At 74.2% G+C, this 16,031-nt stretch carries 15 protein-coding genes; all 15 read right to left on the bottom strand.

The window, feature by feature from the left end:
- Positions 1 to 101: 101 nt before the first annotated feature.
- The gene (gene acs, locus K0V08_RS04725; protein WP_079533349.1) at positions 102 to 2,138 is read right to left on the bottom strand and encodes an acetate--CoA ligase; all 2,037 of its coding nucleotides are present in this window, start codon (positions 2,136 to 2,138) and stop codon (positions 102 to 104) included.
- A 73-nt stretch (positions 2,139 to 2,211) separates the two neighbouring features.
- Entirely contained in the window at positions 2,212 to 3,075 is an 864-nt protein-coding gene (locus K0V08_RS04730; protein WP_079533352.1) for an ABC transporter permease, read from the bottom strand.
- Positions 3,072 to 4,124 carry an aliphatic sulfonate ABC transporter substrate-binding protein gene (locus K0V08_RS04735; protein ID WP_012038478.1) on the bottom strand — a complete coding sequence of 351 codons (1,053 nt, stop codon included), beginning with the start codon at positions 4,122 to 4,124 and terminating at the stop codon, positions 3,072 to 3,074. Before K0V08_RS04735 ends, K0V08_RS04730 begins: the two co-directional genes overlap by 4 nt.
- 72 nt (positions 4,125 to 4,196) lie before the next feature.
- The gene (locus tag K0V08_RS04740) at positions 4,197 to 5,087 is read right to left on the bottom strand and encodes an ABC transporter ATP-binding protein (protein WP_172407307.1); all 891 of its coding nucleotides are present in this window, start codon (positions 5,085 to 5,087) and stop codon (positions 4,197 to 4,199) included.
- A gap of 107 nt (positions 5,088 to 5,194) precedes the next feature.
- The gene (gene nusB, locus K0V08_RS04745; protein WP_079533354.1) at positions 5,195 to 5,608 is read right to left on the bottom strand and encodes a transcription antitermination factor NusB; all 414 of its coding nucleotides are present in this window, start codon (positions 5,606 to 5,608) and stop codon (positions 5,195 to 5,197) included.
- 3 nt (positions 5,609 to 5,611) lie between these two features.
- The gene (efp, locus tag K0V08_RS04750) at positions 5,612 to 6,175 is read right to left on the bottom strand and encodes an elongation factor P (RefSeq protein ID WP_012038481.1); all 564 of its coding nucleotides are present in this window, start codon (positions 6,173 to 6,175) and stop codon (positions 5,612 to 5,614) included.
- A gap of 111 nt (positions 6,176 to 6,286) precedes the next feature.
- Entirely contained in the window at positions 6,287 to 6,727 is a 441-nt protein-coding gene (locus tag K0V08_RS04755) for a type II 3-dehydroquinate dehydratase (protein WP_079533358.1), read from the bottom strand.
- Between the two features lie 32 nt (positions 6,728 to 6,759).
- On the bottom strand, positions 6,760 to 7,545 hold the full coding sequence (locus tag K0V08_RS04760) for an SDR family oxidoreductase (RefSeq protein WP_079533361.1): 786 nt from the start codon (positions 7,543 to 7,545) through the stop codon (positions 6,760 to 6,762).
- The gene (gene aroB / locus K0V08_RS04765; protein WP_079533363.1) at positions 7,542 to 8,672 is read right to left on the bottom strand and encodes a 3-dehydroquinate synthase; all 1,131 of its coding nucleotides are present in this window, start codon (positions 8,670 to 8,672) and stop codon (positions 7,542 to 7,544) included. The genes K0V08_RS04760 and aroB overlap by 4 nt, the downstream gene beginning before the upstream one ends.
- On the bottom strand, positions 8,669 to 9,160 hold the full coding sequence (locus K0V08_RS04770) for a shikimate kinase (protein WP_079533365.1): 492 nt from the start codon (positions 9,158 to 9,160) through the stop codon (positions 8,669 to 8,671). Before K0V08_RS04770 ends, aroB begins: the two co-directional genes overlap by 4 nt.
- A gap of 2 nt (positions 9,161 to 9,162) precedes the next feature.
- Positions 9,163 to 10,401 (bottom strand): chorismate synthase, encoded by a 1,239-nt coding sequence (aroC, locus tag K0V08_RS04775; RefSeq protein WP_012038486.1) that lies wholly within the window; start codon positions 10,399 to 10,401, stop codon positions 9,163 to 9,165.
- 88 nt (positions 10,402 to 10,489) lie between these two features.
- Entirely contained in the window at positions 10,490 to 11,380 is an 891-nt protein-coding gene (locus tag K0V08_RS04780) for a shikimate dehydrogenase (RefSeq protein WP_079533367.1), read from the bottom strand.
- On the bottom strand, positions 11,373 to 12,974 hold the full coding sequence (gene mltG, locus K0V08_RS04785) for an endolytic transglycosylase MltG (protein WP_228510691.1): 1,602 nt from the start codon (positions 12,972 to 12,974) through the stop codon (positions 11,373 to 11,375). Before mltG ends, K0V08_RS04780 begins: the two co-directional genes overlap by 8 nt.
- Positions 12,889 to 13,374 carry a Holliday junction resolvase RuvX gene (ruvX, locus tag K0V08_RS04790; protein ID WP_079533370.1) on the bottom strand — a complete coding sequence of 162 codons (486 nt, stop codon included), beginning with the start codon at positions 13,372 to 13,374 and terminating at the stop codon, positions 12,889 to 12,891. The genes mltG and ruvX overlap by 86 nt, the downstream gene beginning before the upstream one ends.
- Positions 13,374 to 16,031: an alanine--tRNA ligase gene (gene alaS, locus K0V08_RS04795; protein ID WP_079533372.1), complete on the bottom strand. Its 2,658-nt coding sequence runs from the start codon at positions 16,029 to 16,031 to the stop codon at positions 13,374 to 13,376. The genes ruvX and alaS overlap by 1 nt, the downstream gene beginning before the upstream one ends.

Here is a 16,031-nt window from a genome sequence, read left to right on the forward strand (position 1 = left end):
TCCCCGCCTCTCGGGACGGATGTTAAAGGTGGTCTGTTCCGCCGGTCACTCTAGCGGGTGTCCCCCGTGCGCGGGGTCCGGCGCGCAGCCCGCGCGTGTCCTCAGCGCGCGGAGGCGTCGAGCACCGCGCGGATCCGGCCGAGGACGGCCGCGTCCTGCAGGCTCGTGGCGTCCCCGAGGGTCCGGCCCTCCACGAGGTCGGCCAGGAGGCGGCGCATGATCTTGCCCGAGCGCGTCTTGGGCACGTCCGGCACCGCGACGATCCGGCGGGGCTTGGCGACCGGCCCGATCGCGCGCGCCACGTGCGCCGTGAGCACGGGCCCCAGCTCCGCGGCGAGCGCCGCCCAGCCGTCGGCGTCGTCGTCCGCGGGTCGGTCGTCGCCGCCCGGGACGACGAACGCGACCACGCGCTGCCCGGTGAGGTCGTCGGCCACGCCCGTGACGCCCGCCTCGCCCACGCGCGGGTGCGCGACGAGCGCCGACTCGATCTCGATGGTGGAGAGGCGGTGCCCGGACACGTTGACGACCTCGTCGATCCGGCCCTGCAGCGCGATGTCGCCGTCGGCGTCGCGCCGGGCGCCGTCGCCCGCGAGGAACCAGCCGCGGTCGGCGAAGCGCTCCCAGTACGCGCGGCGGTAGCGGTCGGGATCGCCCCACACGGTGCGGGCCATGCCCGGCCACGGGCGCTGCATCACGAGGAGGCCGCCCTCCCCGTCCGCGGCGGGCTCGCCGTCGTCGTCGACCACGTCCACGAGGAACCCGGGCAGCGCGCGTCCGGCGGCGCCGGGCTTGAGGGTCGAGACGCCCGGCAGCGGCGCGATGACGCCGGCCCCGGTCTCGGACTGCCACCACGTGTCGACCACGGGCGCGGATCCCCCGCCGATCTCCCGGTGGAACCAGCGCCAGGCCGCGGGGTTGATGGCCTCCCCCACGGATCCCAGGAGCCGGATGCTCGAGAGGTCGTGCCCCGCGATGCCGTCGGGGTACCAGCCCATGAGGGAGCGGATGAGCGTGGGCGCCGTGTAGTACGTGGTCACCCCGTACCGCTCGATGATCTCCAGGTGCCGCCCGCGGTGGGGCGTGTCGGGCGTGCCCTCGTAGATCACCTGCGTCAGGCCGTTCGAGAGCGGGCCGTAGATCTCGTAGGTGTGCGCGGTGACCCAGGCGAGGTCGGCCGTGCACCAGTGCACGTCGTCGGGCTTCGCGTCGAAGTGGGCCCAGTGCGCCCACGACGCGTGCGTGAGGTAGCCGCCGCTCGTATGCACGAGGCCCTTGGGGCGGCCGGTCGTGCCCGAGGTGTAGATGATGAAGAGCGGGTGCTCGGCGTCGAAGGCGCGGGGCTCGTGCAGCGGGGAGGCGGATCCCACGGCGTCGTGCCACCAGACGTCGCGTCCCGGGGTCCACGGCACGTCCTGTCCGGTGCGGCGGACGACGAGCACGTGCTCGATCGACGCGACGCCCGCGACGGCCTCGTCGGCCTGCGGCTTGGTGGCGACGGCCGTCCCGCGCCGGTTCTGCCCGTCGCTCGTGATGAGGAGCTTCGCGCCCGTGTCCTCGACGCGGAACCGCAGGGCCTCCGCGGAGAAGCCGCCGAAGACGAGCGAGTGCACCGCGCCGATGCGCGCGACCGCGAGGGTCGCGACGATCGTCTCGACGAGCACGGGCAGGTAGATCACGACGCGGTCGCCGGGCCCGACGCCGAGCGCCGTGAGGGCGTTGGCGGCGCGGGACACCTCCTCCTGGAGGTCGCGGTAGGTGACCGTCCGACGGTCGCCGGGCTCGCCCTCGAAGTGCAGCGCGACCTTCTCCCCCTGCCCGGCGGCGACGTGGCGGTCGACGCAGTTGGCGGCGACGTTGAGGCGGCCGCCCGCGAACCAGGTGGCGGCGGGGACCTGCGGGGTGCCGTCGGCGGCGACCGGCGGGACCCACGTGTGCGACGTCTCCCACGGCGTCTCCCAGTCGAGGCGGCGGGCGGCCTCCTCCCAGAAGGCGACCGGATCCGCCTCCGCGCGGTCGTACGCCTCCGCCGTGACGTTCGCGGCGGCGGCGAGCGCGGCGGGCGGCGGGAAGAGCGCCTGCTCGGCGTCGGCGACGTGGTCGGACGCGGTGTCGGCCTGCTCGGTGCGCGGGGAGGTCATGCGCCGACGCTACGTGCGGCACGGCCGGGATCCGGAACCGGCACGTCACGCGGCGACACGGAGCGGGCGGCCGTCATCCCCAGCGCCGCACGAGCACCCGCTCCACGAGGCCCACGACCGCGTCGGTCACGGCGCCGAGCACCGCGAGCAGCACGATCGCGAGCAGCACCCGGTCGACGCGCCCGTTCGCGGACGACTCCGTGAGCAGGTAGCCGAGCCCCATCGACGCGGCGAGCAGCTCCGCCGCCACGAGGAACAGCCACGACTGCGCGAGCGCGAGCCGGAGCCCCGAGACGACGGCGGGCAGCACCGCGGGCAGCTGCACGGTGACGAGCAGCGGGATCCGCGAGAGCCCGAACGCGCGCCCCACCTCCACAAGGTGCGGGTCCACGTGCCGGAGCGCGCCCGCGACCGTCGTGTACACGGGGAACATCGCGCCGATGGCGACGAGCGTGACCTTGGAGTCCTCGTTGATCCCCATCCAGAGCAGCAGCAGCGGCACCCACGCGAGCGACGGCACCGTGCGGAACGCTCCTGCGGTGGGCGCGAGGAGGAGCCGGCCGACGCGGGACAGGCCGACGACGGCGCCGAGCACGAGGCCCACCGTCGCGCCGAGCGCGAAGCCGAGGAGCACGCGCTGCAGCGAGATGGCGACGTACTGCCCGAGGATCCCCTGCTCGGCGAGCTGCGCCCCGGCGCGCACCACGTCGAGCGGCGCGGGCAGGAGGTGGGCGGGCACGGCGCCCGTGGCGGTCACGGCGGCCCAGAGGCCGACCACCAGGACGGGGACCACGAGGCCCACGCCGACCCGGACGAGCGCGCCACCCGTGGCGCGGCCCGGGGCTCGTCGTGCGACGCGGCCGTCGTCGTCCGGGACCTCGGCGCCCGTCCGGTCGTCGGCGCGGACGTCCTCCCGCGCGGGCCGGAGCGCGGTCATCCGGCGGACCCGGAGGCGGGATCCGCGGCCTCGGCGAACCGTGGCTCGAACAGCTCGTCGAGCGCGGTGTCGACCTCGCCCTGGTCCGGCACGTCGCCGGACTCCACGAGGATCGGGCCGACGCGCTCCAGCACGGCGCGCTGCGCGTCGCCGGGGACGGGATCCACGCCGAGGTTCGTGCGGTCGATCACCGTGGAGGCGACGGCGGGGTCGATCGCGGCGGCCTGCGCGAGGATCGCCGCCGTCTCGTCGGGGTGCTCGACGGCCCAGGCGCGGGCCTCCTCGTAGGAGTCCACGACGGCCTGCGCGAGGTCGGGCGACGCGTCGAGGAACGACTGCGTCGCGTTCAGGAACCCGTAGGTCGCGAAGTCGACGTTCCGGTACAGCAGCGTGGATCCCGCTTCGGCCTCGCTCGCGGCCATGAGCGGGTCGAGACCCGCCCACGCGTCGACCGAGCCGTTCTCGAGGGCGGCCCGGCCGTCGGCGTGCTGGAGGTTCTGGATGGTGACGTCCGAGGCGGGGATGCCAGCCTCCTCCAGCGTCTGCAGCAGGAAGAAGTACGGGTCGGTGCCCTTCGTGGCGGCGATGTCGGCGCCGCGGAGCTGGTCGACGCTCGTGATGGGCGACCCCTTCGGCACGACGATCGCGGTCCACTCCGGCTGCGAGTACACGTCGATGGTGCGGATGGGCGATCCGTTGGCCCGGGCGAGGAGCGCGGCCGATCCCGCCGTGGATCCCACGTCGACGGCTCCCGCGCGCAGCAGCTCGTTGGCCTTGTTCGAGCCCGCGGACTGCACCCAGTCGACCTTCACGTCCGACCCGAGCCGCTTCTCGACGAGGCCCTGGTCCTTCACGATGAGGCTCAGCGGGTTGTAGGTCGCCCAGTCGAGGGTGAGGGTGTCCGCGCTCCAGCCCGCGCGATCCGCGGATGCGTCGGCGGCGGGGGCGACGGACGAGCCCTCCCCCGCGGCGCATCCGACGAGGAGCATCGCGGCGGCGCCCGCGAGCGCGAGGGCGGGGAGGGATCTGCGGGGCAGGAGACGGGTCACGGTGGGTCCTCGGTGCGGTGTCGGGTGATGCGGGCGGGTGGTGGGTGGCGGGTGCGGTGGCGCAGGTCCGGCTCAGCGCGCCCGGTGGCCCGGCACGCCGAGCCCCTCGAGCAGCTCGGCGCGGAGGGCGGCGAGGGTCGCGTCGCCGCGGTCGCGCGGGCGGGCGCCCGGCACCTCGAGGACGCGGCGGACGGTCGCGCCGGGCGCGGCGCCGTCCGCGGGATCCGGGCCGAGCAGCACCACGCGGTCGGCGAGGTGCAGGGCCTCGTCCACGTCGTGCGTGACGAGGAGGACCGTGGTCGGGATGGCCTCGTGCACGTCGAGCAGGAGGTCCTGCATGCGCAGGCGCGTCAGGGCGTCGAGCGCGCCGAACGGCTCGTCGAGCACGAGGACGCGGGGCCGCCGGGCGAGCGCGCGGGCGAGCGAGGCGCGCTGGGCCATGCCGCCGGAGACCTGCCGGGGACGGAGGTCGGCGGCCTCGGCGAGGCCGGTCAGCTCGAGCAGGTCGTGCACGCGGGCGTCCAGGTCGTGCACGCGGGCGTCGCCCTCGTCGCGCGGCACGTCGCGGGGCAGGCCGAGGCGGACGTTGGCGCGGATGGTGCGCCACGGCAGCAGGCGCGGCTCCTGGAACGCGACGGCGGAGCGCTGGTCGACGTCGCGCACGGGCGTTCCGTCGATGCGGATGGATCCGGCGTCGGGCCGGTCGAGGCCGCTCACCTGGCGCAGGAGGGTCGACTTGCCGCAGCCGGACGGCCCGAGGACCGCCACGACGTCGCCCGCGGCGAGGTCGAGGTCCACGTCCCGCAGCACCGTGCGCCGGGCCCGGGATCCGTCGCCGGCGAACGACCGTCCGACCCCGCGGAGCTCGACCGCGCCGGCGGAGCCCGCGATGGGGTCCGTGGCGGGAGCGGGCGACGCGGCGGTCGCCGGGTCGGGTCGCGATGCGGATGCGGTGACGGGCATGACCCGACGCTAGGACGGCTCGGGCACCGGCGGACCGTCTCGCGTCACACGCGGTCGCGGGGCGTCACGCGACGTAACGGGCTGGCGGGACGCACGCCCCGCGATGGCTACGCCTGCGTCGCCGCGATCCGCGCCAGCATGCCGTTGACGAACGACGCCGACTCGTCCGTCGACAGCGACGACGCGAGGTCGACGCTCTCGGAGATGGCTACACCGTCCGGCACGTCGGCGTTGAAGAGGATCTCCCAGATGCCGATGCGCAGGATCGCGCGGTCGACGGCGGGCATGCGGGCGAGCGTCCAGTTCACCGAGTACGTCTCGATGAGCTCGTCGATCTCGTCCTGGTGCGCGACGAAGCCCTCGGCGATCTCGCGCGCGTACTGCCACGACGCCTGGCGGTCGGGCTCGGCCGCGGCGCGCTGCTGCTCGACCGCGAGGGTCGCGGGGATGGACTCGCCGCGGATGTCCGCGACGTAGAGGACGTCGAGGGCGCGCTTGCGCGCCTTGGTGCGTGCGCTCACGGGTCAGTCGGTGACGCGGCCGAGGTAGTCGCCCGTGCGGGTGTCCACCTTGACGCGCGTGCCCTGCTCGAGGAAGAGCGGGACCTGGATCTGGTGCCCGGTCTCGACGGTCGCGGGCTTGGTGCCGCCCGTCGATCGGTCGCCCTGCAGGCCCGGCTCCGTGTACGTGATGGTGAGCACGACGGACGCGGGCAGCTCGACGTAGAGCCCCTCGCCGTTGTGCAGCGCGACGGTCACGTCCTGGTTCTCGAGCATGAAGTTCTTCGCGTCGCCGACCTGCGCGGCGGACAGCGTGATCTGGTCGTAGTCGCTCGTGTCCATGAACACGAAGTTCTCGCCGTCGGCGTAGAGGTACTGGAAGTCGCGGCGGTCGACCGTCTCGGTCTCGATCTTCGCGCCCGCGTTGAACGTGCGGTCGACGACCTTGCCGCTCATCACGTTCTTGACCTTGGTGCGCACGAACGCGCCGCCCTTGCCCGGCTTCACGTGCTGGAACTCGATCACGGTCCACAGCTGGCCGTCCATGTTGAGGACGACGCCGTTCTTGATGTCAGCGGTAGAGGCCATGCGGGGAGGGTCCTTGCCTGTTCGACGAGCGGGAGGTGCGGCGTCGGTGCGGCCGCACGGGGATGCCGTGCGCCGACCTGTGCGGGCGGCGGGGCGATCCGAGGGATCAGCCTAACGGGTGCCGGTCACGACGTGCGCGAGGGCCAGGAGGTACGAGCCCTGCCCGAGCCCCGCGATGACGCCCGTCGCGACGGGCGAGATGACGCTGGTGTGCCGGAACTCCTCGCGCGCGTGCGGGTTCGAGATGTGCACCTCGATGAGGGTGATGCCGGCCTTCGTGACGAGCGCCGCGGCGTCGCGGAGCGCGTACGAGTAGTGCGTGAACGCCGCGGGGTTCATGATCACGGGGCTCCGGGTGTCGACGGCCTCGTGCAGCCAGCCGATGAGGGTCGCCTCGTCGTCGGTCTGCCTGAGGTCGATCTCGACGTCGTCGGGCGCGAACGCGACGAGCTCGCGGCGGAGGTCGTCGAGCGATCCCGTGCCGTACACGTCGGGCTCGCGGCTGCCGAGCCGTCCGAGGTTGGGGCCGTTGAGGACGAGCACGCGTGACATGCGCACCAGCCTAGGGCGCGGCCCGGGTCCGCTCAGCCGACGCTCTGGCCGCCGTCGGAGCGGATGCGCTGGCCGTTGATCCAGCCGCCCTCCGCCGACAGCAGGAAGCAGACGAGCGCGGCCGCGTCGCGGGGCTCGGCGAGCCGGCCGCGGGGCGTGGCCTGCCGGAGGCCCTCGCGCAGCTCGGGAGTGAACCAGCCGGTGTCGGTGGGCCCGGGATCCACCAGGTTCGCTGTAACGCGCACGTGCTCGAGCTCGCGCGCGGCCGCGATGACGATGCGATCGAGCGCCGCCTTGCTCGCGCCGTACGGCACGTTGCCCACCACGTGGTCGCTCGTGAGCGCCACGATGCGGCCGGCGCCGGGCTCGGCGCGGTACCGCCGGGCGAAGCCCTGGATGAGCTGGAGCGACGCCCGCACGTTGACGGCGAGGTGCCGGTCGAGGGCCTCCACGGTCGTGTCGAGGAGCCCGCTGTCGACCGACTCGGCGTGGCTGAGGACGAGGCCCGTGATCGGGCCGAGCTCGCGCTCGACCCCGTCGAGGATCCGCTCGGCCGCGCCCGTGTCCATCAGGTCGGCCTCGATCGCGTGCGCGCGTCCGCCGGCGCGCTCGACGGCCTCGGCGACCCGCGCCGGGTCGTCGGGCTGCGGGCCCCAGGGCATGCGCGCGTCGTAGGCCGACCAGTACGAGAAGGCGACGTCCCAGCCGCCGAGTGCCAGGTCCTCGGCGATGGCCGCGCCGAGCCCCGCGACCCGGCCGACGCCCGTGATCAGCGCGACGGGCCGGACGGGCGCGTCGGGATGCGCGGGGTCGCTCACGAGCCGATCTCCTGGTACGCCGCGAACAGCAGCGCCTCCTCGGGACCGTTGAGCACGCTCGCCCGGCCGACGCCGTCGAGCACGATGAAGCGCATCATGTCGCCGCGCGCCTTCTTGTCGCGCTTCATGCTCGCGACGAGCGTGGGCCAGCGGCCGACGGGGTAGCTGGTGGGCAGGTCGAGCGAGTCGAGGATCCGCCGGTGCCGGTCGACCGCCTCGTCGGACAGCGAGCGCGTGAGGCGCGAGAGCTCAGCGGCGAACACCATGCCCACCGCGACGGCCGCGCCGTGCCGCCAGCGGTAGCGCTCGGCGTGCTCGATGGCGTGGCCGAGCGTGTGGCCGTAGTTGAGGATCTCGCGGCGGCCCTTCTCGGTGAAGTCCTCCCCCACGACCTCGGCCTTCATCGCGATCGACAGCTCCACGACGCGGCGGAACTCGGGGGTCGTGGGATCCGTGACGCGCGCGACGTCCCGCTCGATGACGTCCAGGATCTCCGGCACCGCGATGAACCCCGCCTTCACGATCTCCGCGAAGCCCGTGACGATCTCGTTGCGCGGCAGGGTCGCCAGCAGGTCGAGGTCGACGATGACGGCGGTCGGCGCGTAGAAGGCGCCGACGAGGTTCTTGCCCTCTGACGTGTTGATGCCGGTCTTGCCGCCGACGGCCGCGTCGACCATGGCGAGCACCGTCGTCGGGATCTGGATGAGCATCACGCCGCGCAGCCACGTCGCCGCGACGAACCCGCCGAGGTCGGTGGTGGCGCCGCCGCCGAGCGTGATGACGGCGTCCGAGCGCGTGAAGTCGGTGGTGCCCATGATCTTCCAGCAGAACGCGGCGACCTCGACGCGCTTGGCGCCCTCGGCGTCGGGCACCTCCGCGAGGTACACCTCCACGTCGCCCTGCAGGCGCTCCCGCAGGCGGGACGCCTCCTCGGCGAGGGCGGGCGCGTGCACGATGAGCACCTTGCGCACGCGCGGGCCGAGCAGCGCGCCCACGCCCTGGACGAGGCCGCGACCGACGGTGACGTCGTAGCCGGGGGTGCCGGAGACGCGGATCACGGTGGCCGCGGCGGGCTCGGGGGCGGCGCTCCCGGCGGCGTGGCTCTCGGCGGGGATCGATTCGGTCATGGCTGCCTCTCCCGGGCGAAGCGCTCGATCTCGCGCGCGATGCGCGGGAGCGGGCGGTCGGAGGTGTCGATGGTCAGGTCGGCGAGCGAGCGGTACAGCTCCTCGCGGTCGGCGACGATGCGACGCCAGCTCTCGAGGCCGTCGACGAGCGGGCGGTCGTGGCCGCGGATCCGCGCGCGCACCGCGTGCTCGCTCACGGTGAGGAGCACGACCCGGCAGGCCGCCAGGTCGGCGCGCGTCGCGGGGTCGAGGACCGCTCCCCCGCCGAGCGAGACGACGCCGTCCTCCGCGAGCGCGGCGGCGACCTGGGCGCGCTCGAGCTGGCGGAACCGCGGCTCGCCGTGCTCGCGGAAGATGTCGGCGATGGATCCGTGCGCCTGCACGATCGCGCGGTCCGTGTCGGTGAACGGCAGCCCCAGGGCCTTCGCCACGCGCCGGCCGACCGTGGTCTTGCCCGCGCCGGGCGGGCCGATCAGGACGACCGGCACGGTCAGGCCTCGGGTGCCGCCGGCGGCGCGGCGTCCGCCTCGTCCACGAGGTCGGCGCCGGTGCGGCGGCCCTCGGGGATCGCGTCGAGGTAGCCGCGGAGGTTGCGCAGGGTCTCGCCCACGGAGTCGCCGCCGAACTTCTCCAGCACGGCGTCGGCGAGCGTGAGCGCCACCATGGCCTCGGCGACGACGCCCGCGGCCGGGACCGCGCACACGTCGGATCGCTGGTGGTTCGCGGGGGCCGCGCCGCCCGTGGCGGTGTCGATGGTGCGGAGGGCGCGCGGCACGGTCGCGATGGGCTTCATGCCCGCGCGGACGCGGAGGACCGTGCCCGTCGACATGCCGCCCTCGGTGCCGCCGGCGCGGTCCGTGGACCGGCCGATGCCGGCGTCCGTCGAGAACAGCTCGTCGTGGGCCTCGGACCCGCGGCGCGTGGTCGTGAGGAAGCCGTCGCCGACCTCGACGCCCTTGATCGCCTGGATGCCCATGAGCGCGGCCGCGAGCTTGGAGTCGAGGCGGCGGTCCCAGTGCACGTGCGATCCGAGGCCGGGCGGCAGGTCGTAGGCGAGGACCTCGACGACGCCGCCGACCGTGTCGCCGCTGGACTTCGTGTCGTCCACCTCGGCGACCATGCGGGCGCTGGTCTCGGGGTGGAAGCAGCGCAGCGGATCCGCGTCCAGCGCGTCCACGTCGGCGGGCGTCGGCAGCGGGGCGCCCTCGGGCACGCGTACGGGGCCGATGGAGAGCGTGTGGCTGACGAGCGTGATCCCCAGCTCGGCGAGGAACGCGCGCGCCACTGCGCCGAGCGCGACGCGGGCCGCGGTCTCGCGGGCGCTCGCGCGCTCGAGGACGGGTCGCGCCTCGTCGAAGTCGTACTTCTGCATGCCCACCAGGTCGGCGTGGCCGGGGCGGGGACGCGTGAGGGCCGCGGCACGCGCGCCCTGCAGCTTCTCCGGATCCACCGGCTCGGGGCTCATGATGTCGACCCACTTGGGCCACTCCGTGTTGCCGATGCGCACCGCGATGGGGCTGCCGAGCGTGCGCCCGTGGACCACGCCGGTGGAGAGGCTCAGCTCGTCCTGCTCGAACGCCATGCGCGCGCCGCGGCCGTAGCCGAGCTTGCGACGGGCGAGGTCGGCGCGGATGCCGTCGAGGCTGACGGGCACGCCCGCGGGCAGACCCTCCAGGACGGCGATGAGTTCGGGGCCGTGGGATTCCCCGGCGGTGAGCCAACGCAGCATGACCCCATCCTCCCACAGCGACAGGGACGGACCCGCGGGTCTGGCGCCGGTCCGGGGCCTCCCGCAGCGGCAGGTACCGACCCGCGGTTCAGGCGCCGGTCCAGGGCCTCCGCGGATCGCGGCCGACGCTCGCGAGCATCGCCGCCAGCACGCGCTCCTCGCCGGGCAGCGGCCGTTCCGCGTCCGCGGCGACGAACAGCCGCACCTGGCCGAGCGCCTGCTGCACGAGCATGTCGATCCCCGGCACGACGCGGCCGCCCGCGCGCTCCCACGCCGACGCGATCCCGGTGGGCCACGGCGCGTACGTCACGTCGAGGAGCACGGTCGCCTCCGGCAGGCTGCCAGGCAGCGGCACGGCCGCGGCGGCGTCGCCGGGGAGGGTGCTGATCGCGGTGTCGGCGTCGCGGAGCTCGGCCGCCGCGTCGTCGAGCGGGATGGTCAGGAGCGCGATGCCCAGCTCGTCGGCCAGCGGCGCGAGCTCCCGCCCCTGCTCCGGCCGGCGGGCCGCGACGACGACCTCGCGCGCGCCCATGCGGGCCAGCGCGACGACGGCCGAGCGCGCCGTGGATCCGGCGCCCAGCACCACGGCCCGCCCCGAGCGCTCGACGCCGGCCGCCCCGAGCGCGCGGACGATGCCCGCGACGTCCGTGTTCGCGCCCCACCGGACGACGGCCCCCGCCGCGTCGCGCTCGAGCAGCAGCGTGTTGGCCGCGCCCGCGAGCCGGGCCGTGTCGTCGACCAGGTCGAGGAGCGGCAGCACGTCGCGCTTGAGCGGCATGGTGAGCGAGAGGCCGCGCCAGTCGGATCCGAGACCCGCGACGAACGCGCCGAGGTCCGCCCCCGTGCACTCCACCGCCTCGTAGGTCCAGTCGAGCCCGAGCACCTCATACGCCGCGGCGTGCAGCCGCGGCGACAGCGAGTGCGCGATGGGGCTGCCGAGGACCGCCAGCCGCACGGCCGACGTCCGCGGATCAGCCATTGCCCGGGTTGTCCTTCATGAACTGCTGCCACTGCGCGACGGCCTTCTGGTGCTCCTCGTACGTCTGCGAGAAGACGGTGTCGCCCGTGATGGTGTTGACGGTGACGAAGTACAGCCACGGGCCGTCGGCGGGCGCCAGCGCGGCCTTGATGGCGAGGTCGCCCGGGTTCGAGATGGGGCCGACGGGCAGGCCCGGGTGCACGTAGGTGTTCCACGGGTTGTCGTCGGCGCGCTCGGCGTCGGTGGTCGTCACTCGGCCGACCGAGTTCGCGCCGTAGGCGACCGTCGCGTCCGACTGCAGCGGCATGCCGATCGCGATGCGGTTCTGGAACACCCGCGACACCTTGTAGAAGTCCCCCTCGAAGCGGGCCTCCTTCTGGATGAGCGCGGCGAGCGTGAGCACGCGGTGCCGGTCGGCGGGCGCGACGCCGGCCTGGTCGAGCGCCTGGAAGGTGCGGCTCACCATCGTCTTCACCATGTCCGTGGCGGAGGTGCCGGGAGGGAAGTCGTAGGTGGCCGGGAAGAGGTAGCCCTCGATGTTCGGCGCCTCGGCGGGGATGCCGAGCGCGGCGCGATCCGACGCTGCGGCCTCGAGGTCGGCGACGGGCGTGCCCGTGCCCTCCGCGATGAGCTCGAACGCCTGCGCGGCGGTCTGGCCCTCGGGGATGGTGACCTTGGCCTGGCTCTGGCTGGCGGGATCCTGCAGCAGCGCGAGCGCGGACGCCGCGCTCATCTGCTTCCGCAGCGTGTACGTGCCCGGCTGGAAGACCACCTCGCCGCCGGACGCGACGACGGCCTGGTAGAACGCCTTCGACGTCTTCACCACGTCCTGCGAGGCGAGCGTGTCGCCGATGGTGCTGCCGGTGTCGCCCGTCTTGACGACCACCTGCACCTCGCCGGATCCGTCGCCGTCGTAGTCGGTCGGCTCGGCGGGCGTGAGCAGCGCGGAGACGACGGGGCCGAACAGCGACGTCGCGATGACGGCCGCGCCGCCGAACAGCACGACGAGCAGGAGCACGACGTACGGCCACTTCGGGTGGCGGCGCTTGGGCTTCGGGGCGACGGGGGCCGCCGCGCTCGGCGGTGCGCCGCGACCGGCACCCGGCGCGTCGCGCGTCGTCGTGGTGGCGGGTGCCACGGCGACGCGCGCCCGCTCCTCGGTCGCGGGCCGCGGGTCGTCGACGGATGGCCGGGGCGCGGCGTCCCGTCCGGCGGGACGCGCCTCGGGTGCCGAGCGTCGCGGCGCGTCATCCGTCGCGGGAGCGGGCGCGGGAGCGGGAGCGGGAGCGGGAGCGGGAGTCGCTGCCTGCGCCTCGGCTGCTTCGCGCAGTGCGCGGAGCTCGCGGCGCGTCATGGGCGCGCCGGTGCCGATGCCCGGCCCCTCGCCACGCGGGGCGGGAGCGGGAGACGACGGTCGTCCGGGTGCCGCCGCCTGCTCGCCGAACAGGCTCTCGAAGGGTTCGCCACCACCGCCCGCGGCCGCCGTGGCGCGTCGGGTGGGATCGTTCTCAGGCGTGTCGGTCAGGATCGACTCGGTTCCTCGGGACGAGAGCACCGGGTGGGGAGCCGGCGGCGCGCTCGGTCTCGAGCGCATGTTGAAGGATTATAACGGCCGCCACCTGGTCGATCACCGGCTTCTGCTTACGGGAGCCTCTGCCCGAGGCGCGCAGGGCCCCCTGCGCGGAGACCGTCGAGAGGCGCTCGTCGACCAGCCGCACGGGGATCTCCGTCGCGTCCGCGAGCCGCCGGGCGAACCCCTCCGCGTCGTCCGTGGACGCCGTGGCACGGCCGGAGAGCGCGAGCGGGAGGCCCACGACGAGCTCCGCGCAGTCGATCTCGGTGGCCACCGCGAGGATGCGCCGCACGTCCGCCGAGCCGGCCGGGTCGCGCGGCACGGTCTCTACGGGCGTCGCGATCAGCCCGTGCGGATCCGACCGGGCGAGGCCGATGCGGGCCTTCCCCACGTCGACCGCGAGCCGGGATCCGATCCGCATCAGGAGGCGAGCGCCTGGCGGACCGCGGTCAGCGCGTCGCCGATGGCCGAGACGTCGGATCCGCCGCCCTGCGCGAGGTCGTCCTTGCCGCCTCCGCCGCCGCCGAGCACCGCCGCCGCCGCCCGGGCGAGCTGCCCGGCCTTGGCGCCCGCGTCGCGCGCGGCCTGGTTGGTGGCCACGATGACGGTCGGCTTGCCGCCCGCGTCGCCCGCGAGGGCGACCACGACGGGCTCGGATCCCGCGCGCTCGCGCACGAGCGTCACGAGCTGGCGCACCTCGTCGGCCGAGCGGACGGCGCCGAGCGACTCCTGGATGAGCGTCACGGCTCCCACGCGCGATCCCTGCGCGAGGAGCGCCGGCACGCGCTGCTGCAGCGCCTGCGCCTCGAAGTCGGCGATGCGCCGCTCCGCGGTCTTGAGGTTCTGCATGAGGTCGGCGATGCGGTCGGGCAGCTGCTCGCGCGGGGTCTTGAGGGTCGAGGTGAGCTGCGACACGATGGCGCGCTCGACGGCCAGGTCCTGGAACGCCTCGCGGCCGACGAGCGACTCGATGCGGCGGTTGGTGGATCCGACGGACGACTCCCCCACGACGTTGATGAGCCCGATCTGCGCGCTGGAGGACACGTGCGTGCCGGCGCACAGCTCGCGCGACCACGGGCCGCCGATGTCGACCACGCGCACGGTGTCGCCGTACTTCTCGCCGAACAGGGCCATGGCGCCGAGCTGCTTGGCCTCGTCGATCGGCATGACGCGCGTCACGACCCGCAGGTCGTCACGCACCGCGCCGTTCGCGATGTCCTCGATCTCGCTGCGCGTCTCGGGGCTGAGCGCCTGGTTCCACGCGAAGTCGAGGCGCATGTAGCCGGCCCGGTTGTAGGAGCCGGACTGGTGAGCGTCCTGGCCGAGCACCTGGCGGAGCGCGGCGTGGACGAGGTGCGTGCCCGAGTGCGCCTGGGTCGCGCCGCGGCGCCAGTCGGCGTCGACGACCGTCGTGGCGGCGTCGCCCGCGCCCACCTCGCCCGACCGCACCTGCACGCGGTGGCTGATGAGGCCCTTCACGGGCTTCTGCACGTCGAGCACCTCGAGATCGAAGCCCTGGCCGACGATGCTGCCCGCGTCGGCCTCCTGGCCGCCGGACTCCGCGTAGAGGCTCGTCTCGGGGAGGATGACCTCCGCGATGTCGCCCGCCACCGCGTGGTCGACGCTGCGTCCGCCGACGATGAGCCCGAGGATCGTCGTCCCCGTCTCCAGCTCGTCGTAGCCCGTGAAGCGGGTCTCGCCCGCCGCGCGGAACTCGCTGTAGACGGTGAGGTCGGCCAGCGCCGTCTTCTTGCTCTTGGCGTCGGCCTTGGCGCGCGTGCGCTGCTCCAGCATCAGGCGGTCGAAGGCCTCGCGGTCGACCGTGAGGCCGTTCTCCTCGGCCATCTCGAGCGTGAGGTCGATGGGGAAGCCGAAGGTGTCGTGCAGGAGGAACGCGGTGTCGCCCGCGATCCGCTCGCCGCCCTTCGCCTTCGTCTCGCCGACCGCGACGTCGAGGATCGTCGTGCCGCCGGAGAGCGTGCGGAGGAAGGTCTCCTCCTCCGCGTACGCCAGACGCGAGATGCGGTCGAAGTCGTCCGACACCTCGGGGTAGGCGGCCTTCATCGCGTCGCGCGACGCGGGGAACAGCTCGCCGAAGGTCGCGGCGTCCACGCCCATGAGGCGCATCGCGCGCACGGTGCGTCGCATCAGGCGCCGCAGGATGTAGCCGCGCCCCTCGTTCGACGGTCGCACGCCGTCCGACATCAGCATGAGGGAGGAGCGCACGTGGTCGGCGACGATGCGCATGCGCACGTCGTCCTCGTGGTCGGCGCCGTAACGACGTCCGGAGAGCTCGGCCGCGCGGTCGAGTACCGGGCGGACCTGGTCGATCTCGTACATGTTCTCGACGCCCTGCTTGAGGAACGCGACGCGCTCGAGGCCCATGCCGGTGTCGATGTTCTTCTTGGGGAGGTCGCCGAGGATCTCGAAGTCGCTCTTGCCCGTGCCGGCCCCGCGCAGGTACTGCATGAAGACCAGGTTCCAGATCTCCACGTAGCGGTCGTCGTCGGTGGCCGGGCCGCCGTCGGCGCCGTAGGCGGGACCGCGGTCGAAGAAGATCTCCGAGCAGGGGCCCGCGGGGCCGGGCTGGCCGGTGTGCCAGTAGTTCGTGTCGCGGCCGAGGCCCTGGATCCGCTCGTCCGGCAGGCCCGCGATGCGCTTCCACGCCTGCCGCGCCTCGTCGTCCTCGTGGTACACGGTGACCCAGAGGTCGTCGGGCGAGAAGCCGAGGCCGCCGTCGGCCTCGCTCGTCGTGAGCAGCTCCCACGCGTACGCGATGGCCTGCTCCTTGAAGTAGTCGCCGAACGAGAAGTTGCCGTTCATCTGGAAGAAGGTGCCGTGTCGGGGCGTGCGGCCGACCTCCTCGATGTCGAGGGTGCGGATGCACTTCTGGACGCTCGTCGCGCGCGGGAACGGCGCGGGCACGACGCCCGTGAGGTAGGGCACGAACGGCACCATGCCGGCCACCGTGAACAGCAGGGTCGGGTCGTCGCTCACGAGCGACGCGGACGGCACGACGGTGTGCCCCCGATCGCCGAAGTACGTCAGCCAGGCGTTGCGGATGTCTGCGGTCTGCAT

Source organism: Clavibacter michiganensis, from assembly GCF_021216655.1.
Lineage (GTDB): Bacteria > Actinomycetota > Actinomycetes > Actinomycetales > Microbacteriaceae > Clavibacter > Clavibacter michiganensis.

What these genes read in the sequence shown, in the direction of transcription:
- acs (WP_079533349.1), bottom strand. Translation starts at nt 2,138, where the DNA reads ATGACCTCCCCGCGCACCGAGCAGGCCGACACCGCGTCCGACCACGTC.
- K0V08_RS04730 (WP_079533352.1), bottom strand. Translation starts at nt 3,075, where the DNA reads ATGACCGCGCTCCGGCCCGCGCGGGAGGACGTCCGCGCCGACGACCGG.
- K0V08_RS04740 (WP_172407307.1), bottom strand. Translation starts at nt 5,087, where the DNA reads ATGCCCGTCACCGCATCCGCATCGCGACCCGACCCGGCGACCGCCGCG.
- efp (WP_012038481.1), bottom strand. Translation starts at nt 6,175, where the DNA reads ATGGCCTCTACCGCTGACATCAAGAACGGCGTCGTCCTCAACATGGAC.
- K0V08_RS04755 (WP_079533358.1), bottom strand. Translation starts at nt 6,727, where the DNA reads ATGTCACGCGTGCTCGTCCTCAACGGCCCCAACCTCGGACGGCTCGGC.
- aroB (WP_079533363.1), bottom strand. Translation starts at nt 8,672, where the DNA reads ATGACCGAATCGATCCCCGCCGAGAGCCACGCCGCCGGGAGCGCCGCC.
- aroC (WP_012038486.1), bottom strand. Translation starts at nt 10,401, where the DNA reads ATGCTGCGTTGGCTCACCGCCGGGGAATCCCACGGCCCCGAACTCATC.
- K0V08_RS04780 (WP_079533367.1), bottom strand. Translation starts at nt 11,380, where the DNA reads ATGGCTGATCCGCGGACGTCGGCCGTGCGGCTGGCGGTCCTCGGCAGC.
- mltG (WP_228510691.1), bottom strand. Translation starts at nt 12,974, where the DNA reads ATGCGCTCGAGACCGAGCGCGCCGCCGGCTCCCCACCCGGTGCTCTCG.
- ruvX (WP_079533370.1), bottom strand. Translation starts at nt 13,374, where the DNA reads ATGCGGATCGGATCCCGGCTCGCGGTCGACGTGGGGAAGGCCCGCATC.
- alaS (WP_079533372.1), bottom strand. Translation starts at nt 16,031, where the DNA reads ATGCAGACCGCAGACATCCGCAACGCCTGGCTGACGTACTTCGGCGAT.